This is a genomic window from Bradyrhizobium sp. IC3195 (assembly GCF_020193585.1).
In the GTDB taxonomy this organism is placed as follows: domain Bacteria; phylum Pseudomonadota; class Alphaproteobacteria; order Rhizobiales; family Xanthobacteraceae; genus Bradyrhizobium; species Bradyrhizobium yuanmingense.
The window spans coordinates 267190-285867 of the sequence record NZ_JADYVG010000002.1; the positions used below are offsets into that span (position 1 = coordinate 267190).

Sequence of the window (18678 nt, forward strand, 5' to 3'; positions counted from 1 at the left end):
ACGAGGCCTTCCCTGACCCCGCCCGTCATCGTCTGGTTTCGCGACGATCTCCGCCTGTCCGACCACCCCGCCCTCCACGCCGCCGCCAAGTCCGGAGCGCCGGTGCTTTGCCTCCACGTACTGGACGAGGCGGCGGGACGAGCGCCGGGCGGCGCGGCACGCTGGTGGCTGGCGCAGTCGCTGCGGGCGCTCGGCGCCGAGATCGCCGCGCGCGGCGGCTCGCTCGTCCTGCGCAGAGGACCGGCGGCCAAGGTGATCCCTGAGGTGGTGCGACAGAGCGGTGCCCGCGCCGTCTACTGGAACGAGATCGCGCAGGCGCCGCATCAGGCGGTTGAACGACAGCTCGAAGCGGCCCTGACAAAGCTGGGCATGCACGCGCAGAGCTTTCCCGGCGACCTGCTGGTCCCGCCCGCGGCGATACGCACCAAGGACGGCCGGGGTCTGCGCGTGTTCACCCCGTTCTGGCGCCGCGTACTTTCGCTCGGCGACCCGCCAAAGCCCCTGCCCGCGCCGAAGGAGCTGCGCCCTGCACCGAGCATCGCAAGCGATCGACTGGAGAGCTGGACGCTCGAGCCTACCACGCCCGATTGGGCGGGCGGCCTGCGCGAGGCATGGACCCCCGGTGCCGCGTCCGCCCATCTGCGCCTGCGCGACTTCCTCGAGCACAATGTTCGAACGTATTCCGGCGATCGTGACCGTCCGGACCGAGACGGGACCTCACGGCTGTCGCCGCATCTGCGCTTCGGCGAGATCAGCCCGCGTCAGTTCTGGTACGCCGCCCGGTTTGCCGCGGCGGAAGATCCAGCACTCGGGCAGGGTGTGGATAAATTCCTGAGCGAGCTCGGCTGGCGCGAATTCTGCCGCCACCTGCTCCACGATCATCCCCAGCTCGCCACCCAAAACCTGCAGACGAACTTCGATGGCTTCCCTTGGCAGCCCGACAAAGAAGCGCTCACCGCCTGGCAGCGCGGGCGCACCGGATACCCCATCGTCGATGCCGGCCTGCGCGAGCTCTGGCACACCGGCGTGATGCACAACCGGGTGCGGATGGTGGTGGCCTCCTTCCTGGTCAAGCACCTCCTGATCGACTGGCGCGAGGGGGAGGCCTGGTTCTGGGACACGCTGGTCGACGCGGACGCCGGCAGCAATCCTGCCAACTGGCAATGGGTCGCCGGCTGCGGCGCGGACGCTGCGCCCTATTTCCGCGTGTTCAATCCGCAGCTTCAGGGCGAGAAGTTCGATCCTGATGGAGCCTATGTTCGATGCTGGGTTCCGGAGCTGAAGGCCCTGCCCGCCAAGCTGATCCACCGGCCCTGGCAGGCAACGCCGATCGAGCTTGCGAGCGCGGGCATCACGATCGGCAAGACCTATCCGCAACCGATCGTCGATCATGCCAGGGCACGCGAACGCGCGCTCGCCGCCTACGCAAAGATCCGCAAAGGTTGAGCGTCGCTTTGACACAATTTCGAAACCCGCTATCGTCATCGCTCCATGCAAACCGTGGGGGACGATATGGACGACGAGAAGCCGATCACCGAACAGGCGATGGAGACGATCACCAGCGCCGTGGAAACGACCAAGGACGCGGCAGTCACCGCAGTCAAGCAGGTGAAGAAAGCCGCCAAGAAGGTCGCGAAGAAAGTAGCGCCGAAGAAGGCGGCCAAGAAGAAAGCCAAGAAGGCTGCGAAGAAGACGACGAAGAAGGCCGCAAAGAAGTCGTCCAAGAAGGCGGCGAAAAAGTCTGCGAAAAAGGCGACCAAGAAAGCCGGCAAGTCGAAGAAGAAGGCCAAGAAGGCCAAGCGCTGATCGCACCGGAAGACGTCTCCGGGTGCGGGCGCGCCCGGAGAAGGCGCACGCCTATCCTCGCCGCTTGGCTGCGCGCCGGCCCGGATGGCGCTTGCTCTCAGGATCGCGGCTGTGCACGCCGTCAGGACCGCCGATTGACAACGAAGACCGCTGTGGCGCAGAGCGCCATGCCCGCAATGGCAATCGCATCCAGCTTTTCTCCGAACAGCAGATAGGCCATCAGGGCCGTTACGGCCGGAACCAAATAGAACAGGCTCGCGACCGAGGTCGCCGCGGCGTGGCGGATCAGCCAGTACAGCAGCCCGATCGATCCGATCGAGAGCGCGACCGCGAGCCAGGCGAGCGCAAGCACGAACTCCCGCGTCCAGTGCACCACGCGATCCTCGAACAGGAAGGCGCCGACCGCGAAGAAGATGGTGACCGCCACGTACTGCACGAGATTGCCGGACCGCCAGTCGATGTGATTGCAATAGCGGCGCTGATAGAGCGTGCCGAGCGTGATGCTGACCAGCGAGACCACCGAGGCGAGCCAGCCGAGCCCGGCTTCGCCGGTCATCGGACGGTTGTGCAGGATCAGCACCACCCCCCCGAGGCCGAGCACGAGCCCGGCCCATTGCAGCGGCGTGACCCGTTCGCCGAGCCAGCGATTGGCGATGGTCGAGGTCAGGATCGGCTGCAGACCTGGAATCAGCGCCGACAGGCCGGCCGGAATCGAATGCGCGATCGCAATCGCGGTGCCGCCGAGATAGAAGCCGTGGACGAGGATGCCGGCGACGGCGCTGTGCGCGATGCCGGCGCTATCAGGCCATTTCGGCCGGGCGATTCCCGCGATGATTGCCATCAGCCCGACCACGATCGCCATGCGGATGGCGAGATAGGTCAAGGGATCGGCATTGTTGACGACGTATTTGGTGCCGATGAATCCGGTGCTCCAGAGCAGCACGAACAGGATCGGCGCGGCGCGGGCGGCCAGGGCTTCTTGATTATGATTCATTGCCGCCCTCATTGCCCGACCCTCGGCCATGCGGCAATGCGAATTTCGTGGTGACGATATGCTGCGCTGCGACGGAGGATCGCGGTCCGTCTCAGCCGCTCACCATTCGTCCGGGCAGGGATTGACGATCTTCCAGAGCTCGACCCCGTTCTTGATCTTCTTCATGTCCGTGGTGAGCCCGCCATTGCGGCGAATCCAGTCCTTCACCGTGTCGGGGTAGTAGGACATGAGATCGGAGGTACCCTCAGCGCTGGTGACCTTGATGCCGAAGGTGAACGCCTTGTCGTAATAGGCCTGGTGGAAGCCGAGGCTCGCGCGCGGCGTCACGCAGATCTTGTTCATCGGCACGATGCCGAGCACGAGCGTGCAGGCCGAATTGCAGATGCCGTCGATGATGACCCGCTCGCCCTTTTCGCGCACCCGCTTGTACTTGGCCTTGTACTCCTCGACATAGCCGCCGTGGTCGCGCGTGATGTGCAGCTCGGCGCGCGCCGGCGTGGCGGCGGCGAGGCAGAGCAACAGCAGACTCGGAAGCGTGATGCGCATGGCGAGATGACGGCGAAGGCCTTCAGGAATGTACCGGACTCGAGGGGCCGGCAAATGCCCCCGGGCCGGCGGAAGAATTCTGAACCGAATAGTCTTTGGTCATACTTGTGTGGGGAATTCGTTAAGCATCCCGAAAAGGCCAAAAATGGGCAGCTTTGGCCGCATGTCCGGCAATTCTGTCACACCCACCCGGAAATCTGCGGGATTGGCCTTGATTTCTGGCCTCCGGAGCGATGCTTGGCCGCTCGAAATTGCTATAACAGGCTGACCCATTCGAGCGGGTTCCGGAGAATCGAGATGAGCAAGTTGACGCGTGTCGCCGCGGTTGCGGCCTTGACGGCTGCGGTCCTGGCCCCCGCCCTCGCGGAGGCGAACGGCCGCCACCGGTACCACCGCTCCTACGCGAGCCCGCTGCCCTACCCGATCAGCTACCTGCACAATTACGGCCCGGGTATCACCCCCGGCACCTTCGCCTACTATGACGGCCCGGCGACCAACCACTGCTACCGCAGCGCGGCCGCTTATATTGGTCAGGACGGCCGGCGGCACCCCTGCTACTGAGGCGCCGCGGCCGCTGCGGCTCCTCTATTTGGGGGCGCCCGACCGCAGCAACTGCTTCTCGATCTCGTAGACCGGCAGCTTGACGAGGTCCTTGCCGACCTCCCCCTGAAGCGCCTTGCGCAGCCCGTCCGAATAGTCGGCGCGGATCATGCCGAGCGCACGTGGCGAGGCCACCATGGTCAGGGCCGTCGTCTCACCGGAGCTGACGGCGGCATCGAGCCGGCCGGCCAGGCTCCGCAGAAAGGCACGCTCGGCCTCGTCGTGCCAATCGGTCTGCTCGACCGAGCTGCGTGCGCCGCCGACCGCGCCATGCAATCGGCCCGGCGCGTCGGCCCCCTGAGCGGCGGTCGCGGGATTGGGCTGCTCGTGCACCTCCCTGGTGTGGAGGTTCGGAAACATCTCGTCGCCGAGGTTTTCCAGAATGAGCGCCTTGCGCCCGTCGCACACGACCAGCCAGTCACCCTTGTCCATTCTCATCTTGTCCATCGCAACTTCTCCTTCACTTGCAGACGCCGCATCCGGCATCAGAGCTGTTCTTCGAATTCCTCGAAGGACTTGCCGAATTGCGTCATCGCCTCCTCCAGATAGTCGGCGAGCATTGGCGTACCGATCAGGTAGGAGGCGGTACGCTGGTTGTGCGCCTGGGCGGCCTGGGCGCGCAGTTGACGCCAACCAGAGAGATCACCGTCACCGCGGCCAAGCCAGGTCAGCGCCACGAGATCGATCTGCTCGTCAACATTGAGAGCGCGGATGAAGCCCGCGAGCTCCGCACGGTCGGTGCTTTCGCCGCGTCCACCGCGGCCGTAGCTCATGTCGTCGTCGCCGAAGTCCAGGACGACGCCACCCCCGCCCGCTTCGCTGTCGGACCGGCGCGATTTCGAGATGACGAAGAACACCTTCTCCGGCGAGATCGACAGATCTGGAATGACTCGCATTCAGCTCACCTTGCCCGGCAGCAGGCACCACGCCGCTGCCATGACGGCGACAGTAAGAGCCAAGGCAAACTTGCGAATTGCGCAGGATCAAGCTCAAGTCACGACACGGCCTGCCCGGCCTACGGCCCGCTGCCGAGCCGTGACGTAAGGGTCAGCTCGCCTGTTCATCTGTATTACATTTCGGTTCGGCCACAATTTGATCAGAACAACCTCGATATCCTGCATCGCGTAAGCGAAGGAAGACATCATGAACCTCACGACTGGCCGATTGGCCGCGTTCCTGTTCGGCGCCCTCGTTGCATCGTCGACGGCATCCGCCATGCCCATCGCGCCTGCACCTGCGACACCGCAGGTCTCCGGCGTCGAGCAGGTCCGCATGGTCTGCGACGCCTGGGGACGGTGCTGGTGGCGGCCGAACTATTATGGCTACTACTACAGGCCGCGGCCATATTATTACGGCCCGCGGTACTATGGGCCGCCGCGCTATTACGAGCCGCGCCATTATGGGTACTACGGCTATCGCCGCTGGTGACGTTTGAAGGGGCCTTCGGGCCCCTTCGCTTTTGCGAGATCATGTCTTGCGCAGTGGATCACTGGCCCCAAGGCGTTCATGTTTGATCTAGATCAAAGATGAGATCAGCCGAAAAGGTCACTTATGACGATTTAACCGATCGTGTTTCGGTGCTGTCAACATGAAGGTGCAGAGCGTTGAGAAACGGCGATGAGCCAACGTACCTCATGGCATGATGTCCGCAATACTACGGCCCTGAAATTCGGTTTACTGAAACTCGATGCTTCGCCATTGATGATGCAGCGATGTTCCTTTGATTGTCTCATTTCAGCGGCCGGCCAGAATCATGTTGTTCGACGACCTCGCTCCCTCCTCTGCCCTTCAACTGATCGGCTTCTCCGATGTCGATGCGTTTCGGCCGATTGAGACGATGGAGGATGCGAGGAGCATTCCGCTCGACATCCCGAACTTCGCGGCGGCCCGAGCCATCGTCTCCCTGCCGGCGTGCCGCATCATCGTGATGAGATCGTTCGCGCGGATCCTAGATACCGCTTATCGCATGCCGAGCGGGATGGTGATCCTGTCGATGAGCGACGATCTTCAGGTCAACTTCAAAGGTGTGGATCTCGACGCCCGCTTCTTCGCTGCCCTCCACGGCAACGATGAGTGCCATTTCGTCGAGCCCCGGACCAATCATCACGCCATGATCATCTTCTCCCCCGAGCTGAGAGACCGGGGCTGGTTCGACCGCGCCGACCATTTGCGCGCCCATGTCGCGAACCGGCCCGCCCTGCTCCACAGCCGACAGCTCCTGCTCGATATCCTGCGCACCGCGTCAGTGCAGCCAGACCTGTTCGAGACGACCGAGGTTGCGGCCCATCTGCAGGAAGGCCTGCTGCTCGCGCTCGACGATTTGTTTCGAATCGATTCGACGTCGGATCGGAGCACCTCGGTCCACAGCGAGCGGGCGATCAAGCTCGTGCAGCGCATCGACGACTACGTCGCTACCTATCCGACCGCGCCGATCTATACAGCCGATCTCGCCCGCGAGTTCGACGTCTCGATCCGTACGCTCGGCGGCGCCGTCAGCAAGGTGCGGGGCATGAGCCTGCACCAGTACATTCGCCTGAAGAGGCTGTGGGCGACCCGCGCCCGCCTCCTCAAGGGCGGCGTCACCGTGGCCACCTGCGCACGTGCCCAAGGCTTCCATCATCTCGGCGAATTTGCCGCAGCCTACCGCGCGATCTTCCACGAGGCGCCCTCCGACACGCTGGCACGCGGCCGGCAAAGCGGTGTCCCGGCAGGCTGATGGACGCCGCAGGCCCTCGCGGCGGTGACCCGGCATCCTCGCCGCTCTAGAACATATATGGAACAAAGAGGACTGGCGCGCTCGGAAGGATTCGAACCTCCGACCCTCGGAATCGAAATCCGATCAAATTCATCGCCTCGCACGCTGCCGCACTCAAGCAAGCAACTGAAAAACAAGAGCATTTTGGTTCTTCGATGTTACCCTCAACCACTTACGCATGTCGCATTTGTTGCGACCAAATTCCCTGCAATATCAACCAGTCATAACGACTGGCGGCTACTCGACGCGACATGCTCGCGACATGTCGGCTCAATTGCAGAAGGCCGTGTCGCCTATGCGGGTGCAAGAGCGCCCATTGCTGAAGAACGTAGTATCCCCGATCGTGGTCGACGATGTGCCGTCGCTGTAAAATCTGCTGCCCCCGATCCTGGTCGAGCTAGTGCCATCACTGTTGAACGTGGTGTCGCCCATGCGGGTCGAGGAGACCCCGTCGCTCCAAAAGGTGGTGTCCCCAATTCGAGTGCCACTCACGCCATTGTCGCAGAACGTCGTGGCGCCGACCGCCGTGCAGCTTTGACCGTGGGCCGAGGAAACCGAAAGGACGGCCGCAAGCAAAATGATTATCCGCATAATATCACCCCCGTTTGATGCCTGAGCATTGCACGCTCAACGCAGGGATGTACAGAGCAACGGCTTCGGAACTGATACAGGCTCGTTCGTGAAAGCCCGTGGCAGCCCCAGCATCGGGCCGGGGGGCATTATGATGCTGGGGCGTCCGGCCGGTGCCCTCGACGTTCCGCACGATCGGCGTGGCACTTCAGGAGCGAAGCAAAAAAGCGGCCCCAGGGCTAGCGAGATGTGCGAGATGGGTGCCCAATGATGACGATCATCCAACTCGCCGGCATGCTGTTTGCCCTGTTCTTGGGCTGCTGGTTAGTCGCGGCGATGGGCAGTCACGGTCGCTATTACCGCGGCAAGCCGGTTGAAAGCCTAGGCTGCGCGATCATGCTGTTTGTGGTTGCCCTATTCAGCATCGTCTTCCTAGCCCTTACAGGCAGGTGGTGAGCCCGCCAGCGTGAACCGGCGGGCCTGGATTGTCAGCAGTGGTAAGCCGGGAAGGATCGCGCGGGGGCCGTCCTAAGCCCGCTGATAGCCGCCCCCGCTATCGTGAGATGCAAGCTCACCCTGAAGCAGAGCCGGCCAAGTAGGAGCCGGACCAGGCGCATCAGACGTAACCGTCCAGCTGCCAGCTCTGTGAGCCCATCTGCTCAAGCAGGCCCTCCATGTCACCGATACCGCTATCGTCCGGTTCGGCGCCATCGTGCTCGTCCTCTAGATCCCTCCTGTCGCCGGCAGCCCAGCGGGTCTGATCGCCCGATCCGTTGCGACCATCCGGCCCGTAGCAGCTCGGGTGCCGTTCAATGCTGCCGAGCGACGGCTCGTCGTGGAGATCGTTCTCCGCGGGGTCATCGTCCTCGGCAGGGTCATCATCCTCCAGGTCGGCCGAAATGTCGTCCTCAAGCTCCGTCATGACGTAGGGATCCGAAGCGTCCAGGAAGGCGATCAGCCGCTCGATCTCCGCGGATGCCTCTTTCCTGAGTCTCGCGAGGCGCTGGAGCGACGTTTCGCGTCTGCGCTGTTGGATTGCCAGCCCGGCTGAAATCGCACGGCTGGACTCCGTATCAAGTTCTCTGACGTTTTCCATGGTGGTTGCTCTGTCTTTGGCTTCTCACAGCCTGAGCCCGGAGACGGACCGGGCAGCCGGGGGGTGAGAACCAGCCAGAGCGACTGGTCGGACGCTTTTAGGGATTGCTCCCCTGGACAGCACAGTCCGCCCCCGGCCACTTGCCCTTCGGAACCGAATAGGCAATAAGGTTTGGGTCGGAGCCGCACCGCCAAGTGCGTCCGTCAGAATTCTACCGTGGAGGCAGAATTCTTTCAGCCGCGATCGCTCGTCGCCAAACGAGGGATTTCCTGACCAAGGAATGCGGCTCTAGCTCTGGTCCGGGTTCTCACACCCACGGGCCATGCTGCTCCTGATTTGTTTAAAAATCCATCCCCTTGTGGGGCGCTCTCGCCCGTCTTTTGGTAGTCTACGGGGAATGCGAAGGGGGCAGGAATGGCGACTGCGACAGGGCTTAGCCCAGAGGAACGAACGACGGCCCTCGGAATGTATCACTTCGCGGAAAGCTATCGTCACGGTGCCAACCGCATCAGACTGAGCAAGGCGAAGCCACTAATGTTCGATGCGCCGATCCGCTTCCTCTATTATCACTCCATAGAACTCTACCTAAAAAGTGTTCTGAGGGCCCTGGGTCTCTCCCCGGTCGAGATCAAATCCACTTACGGCCATCAATTTTGCAAACTTCAAGCCGCCTGCGAGCGGAACGGTTTAGATTTCGATGACGAAGATATCGCGGTAATTGGACTGGTAGATGGGTCGAATTATTGGGGCTCACGCTACATTGAAACTGGTTATGTACGACATGCGACGCTGCCGGCCCTAGCGCGCACCTCCCATTCGCTTTCCCAGAATGCCTTCGCGTTTTTGCGGTCGCGGCGCATTTTGGTTAGGAAGCCCGTCATAACCCCGTCGCGCCTGAGAAAGTGACTTTAGAGGCGGACCGATGTACCGACCGCGCCGAATTGAATTTGTGCTTGCTGCCGTGCTGCTGGCCGGTTGGGCTACCTATCGCTGGCTCTACTGAGTAGATACAGCGCTGCGGAAGGGCGCGCCTGAGTCGGGGCGGCGCAAGGGCGAACAGTTGTCGATCCACCAGCATCTTCCGTTGCTCTCATCCATTGGTTGCGATTGATTGGGAGCAGAAGAAGAGGAGCAAATCAATGCACCTAGGGCTCGGGCTCGGGTTGCATAGTCAACAAAGCTCGTCGAGCAAAGCAAAGCCTATGTCAAAGTATTTGTTCGTTGATGGCGGATTTCTGGAATCTTTGATCCCGAAGGCCGCCAAATTCTACGATCGTCTCATCTCAATCGACGAGGTCAAGTTCGACCGCATAGCCGGTCCTTTCCAACGCACGTTCTATTACGATGCTCTTCCCGTGCCTAAGCCCGACCAAGATCAAGCTGGTTACGAGGAAATTCTCAAACGCAAACAGAACCTCTTCGCGCGGATCAACGCGACGCCTTACATGCATACCCGCGAGGGAATTACCCGAAACAGGTTGGCTAGTCGTGCTCGACAGCAGAAGGGCGTAGATATTCTGCTTGCGATCGACGTCTTTAAACACGCTTCACTTCGGAACATGTCGGAAGCGCACGTCATGACTACAGATCTAGATTTCTTCCCCCTATTCGAAGCTCTGAGAGACACTCCTGTATCAGTGCATCTTCATTGCTTCTGCGATGAGACATCCGATGAACTGATGGCTTTAGCCGATGTGGTTCGCCCCGTGACTGCTTACAGCGTACTTCAGTGGGTAGATCATCCAGACCGCGATCAGTTTGTGCGCCACCACGCCTCAGTGGATGATTTTCACAAAATGGCGCCCGTGAAGCTCGGATTTCTCGGATCGCCCGTCGAGTTTTTCAGCGACCCAACCGACCCGAGTAAAGGCTACGTTGCTCGATTTGCCGGCACTACCATCCACTCTGATCGGCTTGAGTACATCGTTGCGGATCTCGAACACCGGCACCAAAAGCGGATGATGTTTGCCTGATTCAGATATGCCGTTTCGCCAATTCAGCGGTCGCCAGCGGACCTGACACTCCTCACTTGATCCATGAGCGCCTCCGTGGCGTGGTCCTTTGCAGCGAAGCTCTCCCCGAGCCGCCCGTTCTGCCGCCGGGTCAGTCTGCCCCGCAGCAGATAGGACGGGCTGAGCTTCAAGATCTGGCTCACAAGTGTGAATACCTGCCGCCCATACTCTGAGAGGCCCATCTTGCCCGACGGCGCCGGCGGCTGCCCGATGTTCTCCCGCAGCACGGTCGCGGCACGCTCTAGCCGGCGCTCGCCCAGGCTCTCCAGTTCGCCCACTGTCCGGTCATGCTGCCGGACGAGCTTCTCGCCCTCGGCAGTCAGCTCCAGGAGCACGTCCGCCGCAGCACGGATGCGCCGGCCGATGTCGGCCACCTGATCGGTTTCCAACGCGAGCCGCTCCTTTAGGGCCGCTCTGGCGGCCTCCGTCTCTTGCTTTGCCATCTCGTCGCGCCGCTGGCTGAAGCCCGTCTGAGCGGCCTCCAAGTCCCTGAGTTGCTGATCCAGATCGGCGATCGTCCCATGGATCTTGCCCGTGTCCCTGCCGGCCAGGATCGTTTCCTGAAGCTGCCCGTCGAGCTTCGCGCGCTCAGCGCGGACACTCGCAGCCATCTCGTCGACCTTACGCACCGCCGTGCCCAGGTCATCCGAAGTTTTGGACGACCGGCATTCCTCAAGCAAACTGTTCAGTGCATTCGCCTTCATCGATCTCTCCTTCCGTAGATGCCTTCCAGACGCTGTTTGCGAGCGGCGCGATCGCGCTCCGCCTGGTCCAAAATTCGCTGCCAGAGTTCGTTCGTCGAAGCCGCGCTGGCATCCCTGTCAGCTGCCGCAGCCGCCTCAAACTGCTGATTGGTCCCGCTGCGGCCGCCGCGCGCGGCTCCAGCGACGCGAGCCGCCGCGGCCTCGCTCGCATCTCCAACCATCGCGGTCTCTTCCGGCGTGGCGGGCGTCCAGTTCACTGCTCGCTCAGCTTTGATCGCCTGCTTCTGGGCAAGCTCCTCAGGGCTGAGTTTCCAATCCGCAGTGCGCAGCAAACGATCCTTCACGATGGCATCGTACTCGATCTGGCGGCCCGCCGTCTGATCGGCCTTCATCTTGGCGGGATCGGCATAGAACTGGCGGGGAATGGTTTGAACGATCCCGTTTTCGTCCTTGTAAGCGAGCACATAGGTCGGCGGCTCACCGCGAACGTAGCGTTCGCCGGTCGCGCGCGTTTCGCTGATGATCAGATTGCCGCGCGGAACGTCCTTCCCATTCCACTCTTTGATGGCGTCCGTTGCCTGCTGAGCAAACCTGCCGGCCGGATCCTCAATTCCAGCATATGCCGGTGAGCGATCAGGCGGGTACTTCATCACCACCGCAGAGCCGTTGACGCTGGTGATACCCCAGGTCCGCTTCATCTCTTCCTGCGCAAGCTTCTTGCTCAGTTCGACGTCACCGTTGGCGAGATAATGATCCCGGAAAGCTGCCTCATAATCGCCCATCGCGCGCACGCGCATTTCGGGATTGAAGGTAAGCTGCGGATTGGACGCGAGACCCAGGAAGCTCTGATCGAAGGCGCCGCGGATATCATCCGGCTTGAGGTTCTTCCTCACGATCTCGTCGACGTCCTCCGACTTGATGCGGGCCTTCACCTTCTGCTGATATTCCGGCGTCTGTTCTTCCATGATCTTGCGGGCAGCGTCGGCCCCCGTCATGCCGCGGCCATAGACGTACTCGCGAAATTTCAAAGCTTGTTCAGCGACCGTTGAACCGCCTTCGACACCGGCAAAGATATTCGGGTTCTTCTGCTCGATCATGTTGCTGGCGGCTTGCAGCGCCGCCTGCACACGCTGGGGATTGTTCGAGTTCAAACCGCCGCGCATGAGCGTTACCGCGGAAGCCGGCACAATCCCGGTCTTGCTCACAACCGTATCGAGCGCAGCTTCGCTACTGCCCAGCTGCTCAAATGCGCGATCGGCCATTTTCTTGTGATCGGTATCGAATTGGTTCCAGGCAAAGCCTTCCGTCTGAATCGCAGACATAGCGGCCCGCGTCAGGTCGGTGTCCCGGTCCCGTTTGTCGATCATGCCGGCCAGCCGCAGGATGTCATCCGCGCTGCGCAGCCATCCTTCTTCGCGGGCCTTGGTGACGTCGGCTAGAGAGGCTTTCCCGTCGATGATGTCAGTCTGGAGGGAGTTAAAGCGCTCGTTGTAGTACTTCGCATCCTCCGCAGCCTGCGCAGCGGCGCGCTGCTTGATGCTTGTTTCCAGCACACCCGCCAGGCGCGCGCGGTCGTCGGCGGGGACACCCTCAAACCGGACATCCGGCTGGTAGACACCAGGCACAGGGCCATCCCCGCCGGCACTGCGGGCCAGTGCAGCTTCCGAACGCCTCCGGTTACGGTTGGTGCCCGAGTTGTCGTTCTGAAGATCCTCGATCGATTGAGCGATCAACCCTGCATCGCCAGTTCGGACCGCCGCCACGACGCCCTCAGGCAGCTTTCCGTAATTGTAGGCCACAGAACCCAGCGCGGCCTGCTGATTAGGGTTCAGTGAATTGAACGCAGCGTCACCGACCGCGCTCCGGATCGCTCCAAGCGTCTCCGTGGTTCGTCGGCGAAGGTCACGCTCTGCATCCTCGCGAGTGACCGTATCGCCCCGCTGGACGCGCCGAACCGCGCCGGAGGCATCCGTGATTGTGTCCGAACCGTATCCGACCCGATCGGCATTTACGTCCCAATAGGTCGATGATCGAAACCCTTCCTTGTCGCGAAGCAGCTGCATTGTCCGGTCAATGGCGGAGCCTGAGAAGCCGCGGTCGACGCCCCAGCCCTTCGCAACCTGTTGGGCGGCCTGAGGATCGCGGTTTGCCAGGGACTGGAAAGCGGCCGACGACAACTCCGCGCGCGCCTTCTGCTTCTGGATGTCCTTGAGTTCGGGCGATAGGGTCGAAGCGTCGATCAACTCTTCCATGTCGCGGCTAAAGGGCGCCAGCGCCTCAGGACCGCCCTGCAGGATGCCGGCCTTTGCTTGCTCACGACGATTATCAATGCCCGAATACTGAAAGCGCTGGCTCTCTTTCAGCTCCAGCTGTGCCGCAGAGACCGAATAAGATTCCCGCTTAGCCGCGATCCGGGCCTGAAACTCCGGGCGCTGCTGCTCCGGAACGCTCGAAAGCCATTCCTTCGATCGATCATCGAAGGTCTTCATCAGCGTATCATGCAGGCCGAAGGCGCCTGGCTTCATCGCCTGCACAGCCGCGAGCTTTTCACCCTCCAAACTTGAGGAGAACCCATCAAAATCGAGGAACGTACCGAACCGTTCCTGCTGTAGACGCCGTTCCTCATACCGCTCTATGAGCGGCTGGAGGGTCTTGCCGCCCTGTTCGAGCGCCTGCCCAACCGGACTTCCCGACGGGAACGAGACGACGCCGCCAGGATCGAGGCTGCGGCCGGCGATGATGCGAGGGATAGTTGCCATCAGCAAGCCCTTCCGGCCCGCAGAGCATCATTCTCGGCAACCGCGCGCGCATAGCGCTGGTGCAGATCGTGGCGCAAAGCCGTCGCTAGCTTCAGCTCACCTTCCGCCAACCGAAACTGACGGTGTCGCGCGATGTATGCTTCCTCAGCGCGCTCGACCTCAATGCGGAGACTTTCAACGTCGTCTTGCATGAGTGAGGATCTCCCTAAGCGTTGATCGAGGCAATCGTCTTCCAGGTACCCGGAGCGCCGGAGGACACACATACAGTGCCCCACGCTCCACCAGCGCTTGGATTGTCGAATTCGATAATGGTCCCGCGCTTCCAGGAGCCGCCGCTGGGCGTTGTCGCGCTTACCAAGGCTGCATTCGAAGCGCGACACTTCAGCACCACATCGCCGGCGCTGTTGATGACGTAGTCGTAAGGGATGATGTTCACGCCGCCGTATTTGGTCGTAACCGTAGATCGGCAGCGGTTGCCGTTGAATTGGGCCAGCACGCCGTAGTCCCCGCCGGACGCGATCGAGTAAGCGGGCGTCGTTCCAGCAGCGCCATCGCAATAGTTGTTGAGAATGATAGCGTCCTGGACATCTGCCACGCACCGCAGCCCGAAATCCTGGAAATTCTCACCGTTGATCCCGAGTGTGCAGTTCTGCACGACAGGTCGAAGCGTGTTCGCAAGGTAGATACCGGCATCAGCTCCACCAAGGCCGAGGCCGTTCGAGAAGCACCTTGCCCCATCGATAAGAATGTCTTCTGCGGTAGAATCTGGATCGACCTGAATGCCGTGGACCCAATTGGAGTTGTAGTTGCCGCCAATGATCTTGAGGTTCGAAACATGGGAGTCGACGAAAACTCCTGCCGAATGGCGGCGGGCGCGGCAGTTTCTAAACTCGCCTCCGTCCGCATAGGTGATCCTGAAGCCAGCAATAGCCGATGAGGTCAAAGACCCCTGAGTAAACACGTTGTCGAACAGAATATCGGTGGTGGTGATCGTCGGCAGCAACGAGGAATAACCTAGGCTCACTGCAGCGTCGATGTTGTCCGCATAGGCATCGCAGAAGACGCCATAGCCGTTATTCGCATTCTCGATAGTCACATTCCGGAAGACGATGCCTTTGAGCCGGAAATCCTTGACAGCCGTGGGCGCAAACTCAAATCCAAAATCACCGGCGGTGTGGTATATGCCCGCGTACGTTGAACCGACAACGGTCACGCCATCGACGCGGATCGAATAACAGCCCGACAGACGAATGCCGTGCGATCCAAACGACCCCGTGTTTGGTGCGCTCATGTTGCCGATGTTGATCCTCTGCACATCGATTTCGTGAGGATGCAAAGTATAAGCTTGTCCAGAATTGAAAGCAGTCTTGGCCGCGTTGAGCGCCGCAAGATCGGTCCCGGTGAACGGCCCGACCGGCATCCAGTCCATGCCGATCGCGATGCCAACGGTGGCATTGTCCGGGATCGTGATGTCTTCGATGAGGCCGTGATGGGCGCCACCGAAAATACAAATCATCTCGCCGCCCGGCGTTGGACTGTCTGCGCGAACATTCGTCACCGTCAAGTTGCTGAGCTTCCAGCCACTCGGCGAGGCGAAAGCATCCACTGACCCAACGGTCGGATAATCTCCATATGCGGAACCAAGGGAAATCGGCGTATGATAGATCGCCTGTCCGCTTGACAGGCTGCTGGACAAAGTGGTCGCAACCGTACCGTTCTCAATAGTTGCGTTGCTCTGGACGCGGACACCAAAGACATCGCCCGTGCAACGGAGAGAGATGGTCGACCTGCAGAGATCAAGCGTAACATTCGGCTTCAGCACCAAACCGTGGCTAGTGACGCCGGTGTTGATGACGCATCGATAAGTCTTCCCGGGGATACCACGAAGAATGCCGCCACCCGCAGCAGAGACGAAATCAATCGCCCCCTGAATAGCCGCTCTGTCATCCGTCGAGTCATCACCGAGCGCCCCGAACTGCAGCAGGTTCATGGGCTGGCCGAGATAGACGACCTCCCACCACGCCCCATCTGCCGACTGAAACTTTCCGCTGTGCGTAGGTTGCGCCCCGACTTTCTTGTAGAGCGCCCCACCACCGTCGCCAGCCGTGGCATAGCCCGCCGTCCGCAGGTAGGTCATCCCGCTCGGCAGCGTCGTTCCGGCGGCAATCGCGCGGCTCGCGAAGTCCGCGGCATTGGTCAGCGCGATGATCGTTGCAATAATATCGTTCGCAGCATTGTTAATCTGCGTGACCATGTCCGAGCTGAGATAGAACTCCCACTCGATATCATCGTCGCCGATATCCGGCCGGTTCGTGACGAGGTTCCAGACCTGATCGGCATGCGTGGCGCCCTCCTGCACCGCGACCTTCATTCCCTTGATGAGAGTGCGAGAGGAGTTGCTGTCCGGCGCGCGATACCAAGTGCCCGCGGACGCGGTGTAGATGCCGTTCTGTGTCGCGTCGGTCTGATTCTTCACCAGGATCCGATCGCCGGCAGCCGCCGCCACGCCGTCAACGGTCACGAGCCCGACAAGGGCAAGGTTCGTAGTCGACGCAAGGCGCACCGGTTCACGGTCTCCTGACATCAACCGCACGGCTGCCGTTGCGCGCATGTTCATGGCTATTTCACTCCCGAGCGACGGCGCCGCGCAGGCGCAAGCCGCTTCTCGTCCAGCTGCACCACGAGCCGGTCCGAAACACTCGGCCAGCCAAAGCCGCCGGCAGCGTCGACCGGGCCGCCCTTGATCATCCCGACCACCACGCCGTCAGGCACCTCGACGGCCGCATAGCGGTCTTTCAGGTCGGAGTTCTCCAGGCCCGGCATCGGCGGCGGCCCGCTCCTCTCCTCGCGGCTGCAGATCGAAATCACCTCGGTCCTCGCGGGCTTCAGATCCTCGCCCGCTTCAATTCGCTTCGTCACTGCCCAGCGTGTCATGCTCTGCCTCCTCAAAATTCAGCAAGCGGGTCCGCCATCTCTCGATGCTGGCGACGCTCAACCTCATCCCATTTTCGAACGTGATAAGCCTTCTCGTCATTGGCGAGCGCGATCGCGCCGGCCGCAGCGTTGGCCCAGTCGTCGTGATCGCCAGGCCGATGGTCAATCTTGGCCCCGCGCACCACAAGCGTAAGCAACTGCTCCTGCAGCTTGGGCAGATCGAGCAGTTCGACATCACCACCGTTGAGGTGAGGCTCGAACGCCTCGTAAATCTCGGTCTTGTTCTTATCCGACGAGCGGTAGCTGATGCCTGCAATCTCAAAATCGCTCTTGAAGGTCAGGCCCGCGTAGTTATCGCCGGTGACTTCATCGATTTTGTAGTCGACCAGGGTCCGAACGAACTTGCGCACGGCATCGCGCGGATTGAATGGCGGCTTCCCATCCTGCGAGATACAGACGTCCAGGCGGCGGTAGCGACCCTCTTTGTGCGCAATCGCCAGCACTGCATCGTCGGACGAGCCGCCGGACATGTCGACGAAGGCGACGTAGTTGCGGCCAGGCTCATAGGGGATGCGCCGGAGGCCGGAGATGGTCGAATTGAGGACGATGTCATTGTCGAGAAACGCGCCGTCGGGCGCGCCAGGCAGGTTCAGATGCAGGCGGCGAAACTTGTGCGAGGGCAAGCGGCGGCGCTGCTGAGCGAGATAAGCCGGCCCCTCCGGCCATGAGCCCATGCTGGGGTTGGCGCGCTCGTCGCTCGGCAGCTCAGCAAAGCGTGGATCGGTGCAGTATTCGCCGGAGTACCAGCTGAACAGCATGCGGGGATCAGTGCCTGCCTTGCCGGCCTGCTTGAAGTCGTACAGCGGCACGCCGGGCGAGTTGTAGATCGTGTCGTATGACGTAATCCACGTCATCGTGTCCTGACGCGTCGGATCGGGCGCCAGCGCCTCGAACAGGTCATGGGTCTTGTAGCCGTGGATCTCGTCGAAGCCGATGAACGAGGCTGTCTTGCCGTGCGCGCCAGTCGGATCGCCGGCCGGCAGGATCATGATGGCGCCCGCACCGTCCTTGCGCTTGATGCCCTTCACCAGCACGCTGACGTCGCGCTTGATGATCGGATTGGCCTCAACGAGCTTCTTCGCAATCGTCAGGTCGTCGCCGGCCTGCCCTTCATCATTTGCGAGGATGTAGCAATCATTGTTGTGCAGGCTGTGCCACACCAGGTTGCGATAGAAGGCCGCCAAGACGAGGTCTGTCGTCTTCCAGTTCTTCTTCGCGCGGCCGGACAGAACGAAGTTGTACAGAGGCGAGCCGTCGTCCCTGAAGGTGTACAGCGCCTGCATGTGCAGCTCGCGCCGGTAGTCCTCCATCGTGTCGAGCAGATCGCGCCCGTCGAGCCAGCGAAGCTTAGAGAAGAACTCAAGCGGAGACGGATTGTCCTGCTTCATGCGCGCTCCGCCAACAGCGTGTTGCGGAGGTTGCCGCCAGGCGTCACGTCGCGCGGCTCAGGACCGCCCATGACCTGCTGCTCGCGGCGCCGTGCGTTCAGGAGCGTCGCGTATTCGTTCGCGTCGACTTTCTGGCCGTCGAGCCAGCCGGCGCCAATGCCCTCAATCATCGCCGTGAGGACTGCGTAGGCCTCCGCGGACTTCAGCTGCACCATGTTCAGACGATCGCGCCCGCCGCGCTCGCTGATGATTGTCTCCAGGACTTCGTTTGCTCGCTTGGCAGCGCGCGTGCGACCGTCCAAGTCTGCAAGCGTCAGCAGACGCACCGTCTTGGAAGTATCGGCACCCTTTCGAGGGGATACCTCTTCCGCATCGGTAGGGGTTTCGGACGTATCGATCAGCACGATTGTCAAACCTCACTGCGCGCAACACGCACGCGACATGCTTCGACAAC

20 protein-coding genes and 1 tRNA gene are annotated in these 18678 nt (G+C 61.5%); 8 read left to right on the top strand and 13 right to left on the bottom strand.

Going from position 1 to position 18678, the window contains the following annotated elements:
- Positions 1 to 54: 54 nt before the first annotated feature.
- Together I6F09_RS04850 and I6F09_RS04855 are read left to right on the top strand one after the other, a co-directional pair.
- Complete coding sequence (locus tag I6F09_RS04850) at positions 55 to 1446, top strand: deoxyribodipyrimidine photo-lyase (protein ID WP_249784402.1); 1392 nt, start codon at positions 55 to 57, stop codon at positions 1444 to 1446.
- A 66-nt stretch (positions 1447 to 1512) separates the two neighbouring features.
- Entirely contained in the window at positions 1513 to 1806 is a 294-nt protein-coding gene (locus I6F09_RS04855; protein ID WP_036031605.1) for a hypothetical protein, read from the top strand.
- Between the two features lie 121 nt (positions 1807 to 1927).
- Here the strand turns inward: I6F09_RS04855 and I6F09_RS04860 are convergent, their stop codons facing one another.
- Together I6F09_RS04860 and I6F09_RS04865 are read right to left on the bottom strand one after the other, a co-directional pair.
- The gene (locus I6F09_RS04860) at positions 1928 to 2800 is read right to left on the bottom strand and encodes a DMT family transporter (RefSeq protein WP_225187576.1); all 873 of its coding nucleotides are present in this window, start codon (positions 2798 to 2800) and stop codon (positions 1928 to 1930) included.
- A 99-nt stretch (positions 2801 to 2899) separates the two neighbouring features.
- Positions 2900 to 3346, bottom strand: coding sequence for a hypothetical protein (locus tag I6F09_RS04865; RefSeq protein ID WP_036011182.1), 447 nt, complete (start codon positions 3344 to 3346; stop codon positions 2900 to 2902).
- A 297-nt stretch (positions 3347 to 3643) separates the two neighbouring features.
- Here I6F09_RS04865 and I6F09_RS04870 point away from each other — a divergent pair, with 297 nt between their 5' ends.
- Positions 3644 to 3907, top strand: coding sequence for a hypothetical protein (locus I6F09_RS04870; protein ID WP_225113203.1), 264 nt, complete (start codon positions 3644 to 3646; stop codon positions 3905 to 3907).
- A gap of 24 nt (positions 3908 to 3931) precedes the next feature.
- Here the strand turns inward: I6F09_RS04870 and I6F09_RS04875 are convergent, their stop codons facing one another.
- Positions 3932 to 4393: a host attachment protein gene (locus I6F09_RS04875; RefSeq protein WP_225187577.1), complete on the bottom strand. Its 462-nt coding sequence runs from the start codon at positions 4391 to 4393 to the stop codon at positions 3932 to 3934.
- A 38-nt stretch (positions 4394 to 4431) separates the two neighbouring features.
- Positions 4432 to 4842 (bottom strand): DUF3775 domain-containing protein, encoded by a 411-nt coding sequence (locus I6F09_RS04880; protein ID WP_225187578.1) that lies wholly within the window; start codon positions 4840 to 4842, stop codon positions 4432 to 4434.
- 247 nt (positions 4843 to 5089) lie between these two features.
- Here I6F09_RS04880 and I6F09_RS04885 point away from each other — a divergent pair, with 247 nt between their 5' ends.
- Positions 5090 to 5374 carry a hypothetical protein gene (locus I6F09_RS04885; RefSeq protein ID WP_225187579.1) on the top strand — a complete coding sequence of 95 codons (285 nt, stop codon included), beginning with the start codon at positions 5090 to 5092 and terminating at the stop codon, positions 5372 to 5374.
- A gap of 325 nt (positions 5375 to 5699) precedes the next feature.
- Positions 5700 to 6662 (top strand): AraC family transcriptional regulator, encoded by a 963-nt coding sequence (locus tag I6F09_RS04890; protein WP_225187580.1) that lies wholly within the window; start codon positions 5700 to 5702, stop codon positions 6660 to 6662.
- 73 nt (positions 6663 to 6735) lie between these two features.
- On the opposite strand, the gene I6F09_RS04895 is transcribed toward I6F09_RS04890, so the two are convergent.
- Positions 6736 to 6842: transfer RNA gene (locus I6F09_RS04895), tRNA-Arg, on the bottom strand.
- 696 nt (positions 6843 to 7538) lie between these two features.
- On the opposite strand from I6F09_RS04895, the gene I6F09_RS04900 reads away from it, so the two are divergent.
- Positions 7539 to 7727 (top strand): hypothetical protein, encoded by a 189-nt coding sequence (locus I6F09_RS04900; protein ID WP_225187581.1) that lies wholly within the window; start codon positions 7539 to 7541, stop codon positions 7725 to 7727.
- Positions 7728 to 7887: 160 nt separating this feature from the next.
- On the opposite strand, the gene I6F09_RS04905 is transcribed toward I6F09_RS04900, so the two are convergent.
- Entirely contained in the window at positions 7888 to 8367 is a 480-nt protein-coding gene (locus I6F09_RS04905; RefSeq protein ID WP_225187582.1) for a hypothetical protein, read from the bottom strand.
- Between the two features lie 414 nt (positions 8368 to 8781).
- Between I6F09_RS04905 and I6F09_RS04910 the strand changes: the two genes are divergently transcribed.
- Together I6F09_RS04910 and I6F09_RS04915 are read left to right on the top strand one after the other, a co-directional pair.
- Positions 8782 to 9273 (top strand): hypothetical protein, encoded by a 492-nt coding sequence (locus I6F09_RS04910; RefSeq protein WP_225187583.1) that lies wholly within the window; start codon positions 8782 to 8784, stop codon positions 9271 to 9273.
- 296 nt (positions 9274 to 9569) lie between these two features.
- Complete coding sequence (locus I6F09_RS04915) at positions 9570 to 10340, top strand: NYN domain-containing protein (protein WP_225187584.1); 771 nt, start codon at positions 9570 to 9572, stop codon at positions 10338 to 10340.
- A 23-nt stretch (positions 10341 to 10363) separates the two neighbouring features.
- On the opposite strand, the gene I6F09_RS04920 is transcribed toward I6F09_RS04915, so the two are convergent.
- Genes I6F09_RS04920 through I6F09_RS04950 form a run of 7 tightly spaced genes read right to left on the bottom strand, consistent with a single transcriptional unit; the run spans position 10364 to position 18637 of the window.
- Entirely contained in the window at positions 10364 to 11083 is a 720-nt protein-coding gene (locus I6F09_RS04920) for a hypothetical protein (RefSeq protein ID WP_225187585.1), read from the bottom strand.
- Positions 11080 to 13842 carry a hypothetical protein gene (locus I6F09_RS04925; RefSeq protein ID WP_225187586.1) on the bottom strand — a complete coding sequence of 921 codons (2763 nt, stop codon included), beginning with the start codon at positions 13840 to 13842 and terminating at the stop codon, positions 11080 to 11082. Before I6F09_RS04925 ends, I6F09_RS04920 begins: the two co-directional genes overlap by 4 nt.
- The gene (locus tag I6F09_RS04930) at positions 13842 to 14033 is read right to left on the bottom strand and encodes a hypothetical protein (protein ID WP_225187587.1); all 192 of its coding nucleotides are present in this window, start codon (positions 14031 to 14033) and stop codon (positions 13842 to 13844) included. The genes I6F09_RS04925 and I6F09_RS04930 overlap by 1 nt, the downstream gene beginning before the upstream one ends.
- 14 nt (positions 14034 to 14047) lie before the next feature.
- Positions 14048 to 16459: a hypothetical protein gene (locus tag I6F09_RS04935; RefSeq protein WP_225187588.1), complete on the bottom strand. Its 2412-nt coding sequence runs from the start codon at positions 16457 to 16459 to the stop codon at positions 14048 to 14050.
- A gap of 2 nt (positions 16460 to 16461) precedes the next feature.
- Positions 16462 to 16776, bottom strand: coding sequence for a hypothetical protein (locus tag I6F09_RS04940; protein ID WP_225187589.1), 315 nt, complete (start codon positions 16774 to 16776; stop codon positions 16462 to 16464).
- 11 nt (positions 16777 to 16787) lie between these two features.
- The gene (locus tag I6F09_RS04945) at positions 16788 to 18224 is read right to left on the bottom strand and encodes a hypothetical protein (RefSeq protein ID WP_225187590.1); all 1437 of its coding nucleotides are present in this window, start codon (positions 18222 to 18224) and stop codon (positions 16788 to 16790) included.
- Positions 18221 to 18637 carry a hypothetical protein gene (locus I6F09_RS04950; RefSeq protein WP_225187591.1) on the bottom strand — a complete coding sequence of 139 codons (417 nt, stop codon included), beginning with the start codon at positions 18635 to 18637 and terminating at the stop codon, positions 18221 to 18223. Before I6F09_RS04950 ends, I6F09_RS04945 begins: the two co-directional genes overlap by 4 nt.
- Positions 18638 to 18678 lie beyond the last annotated feature (41 nt).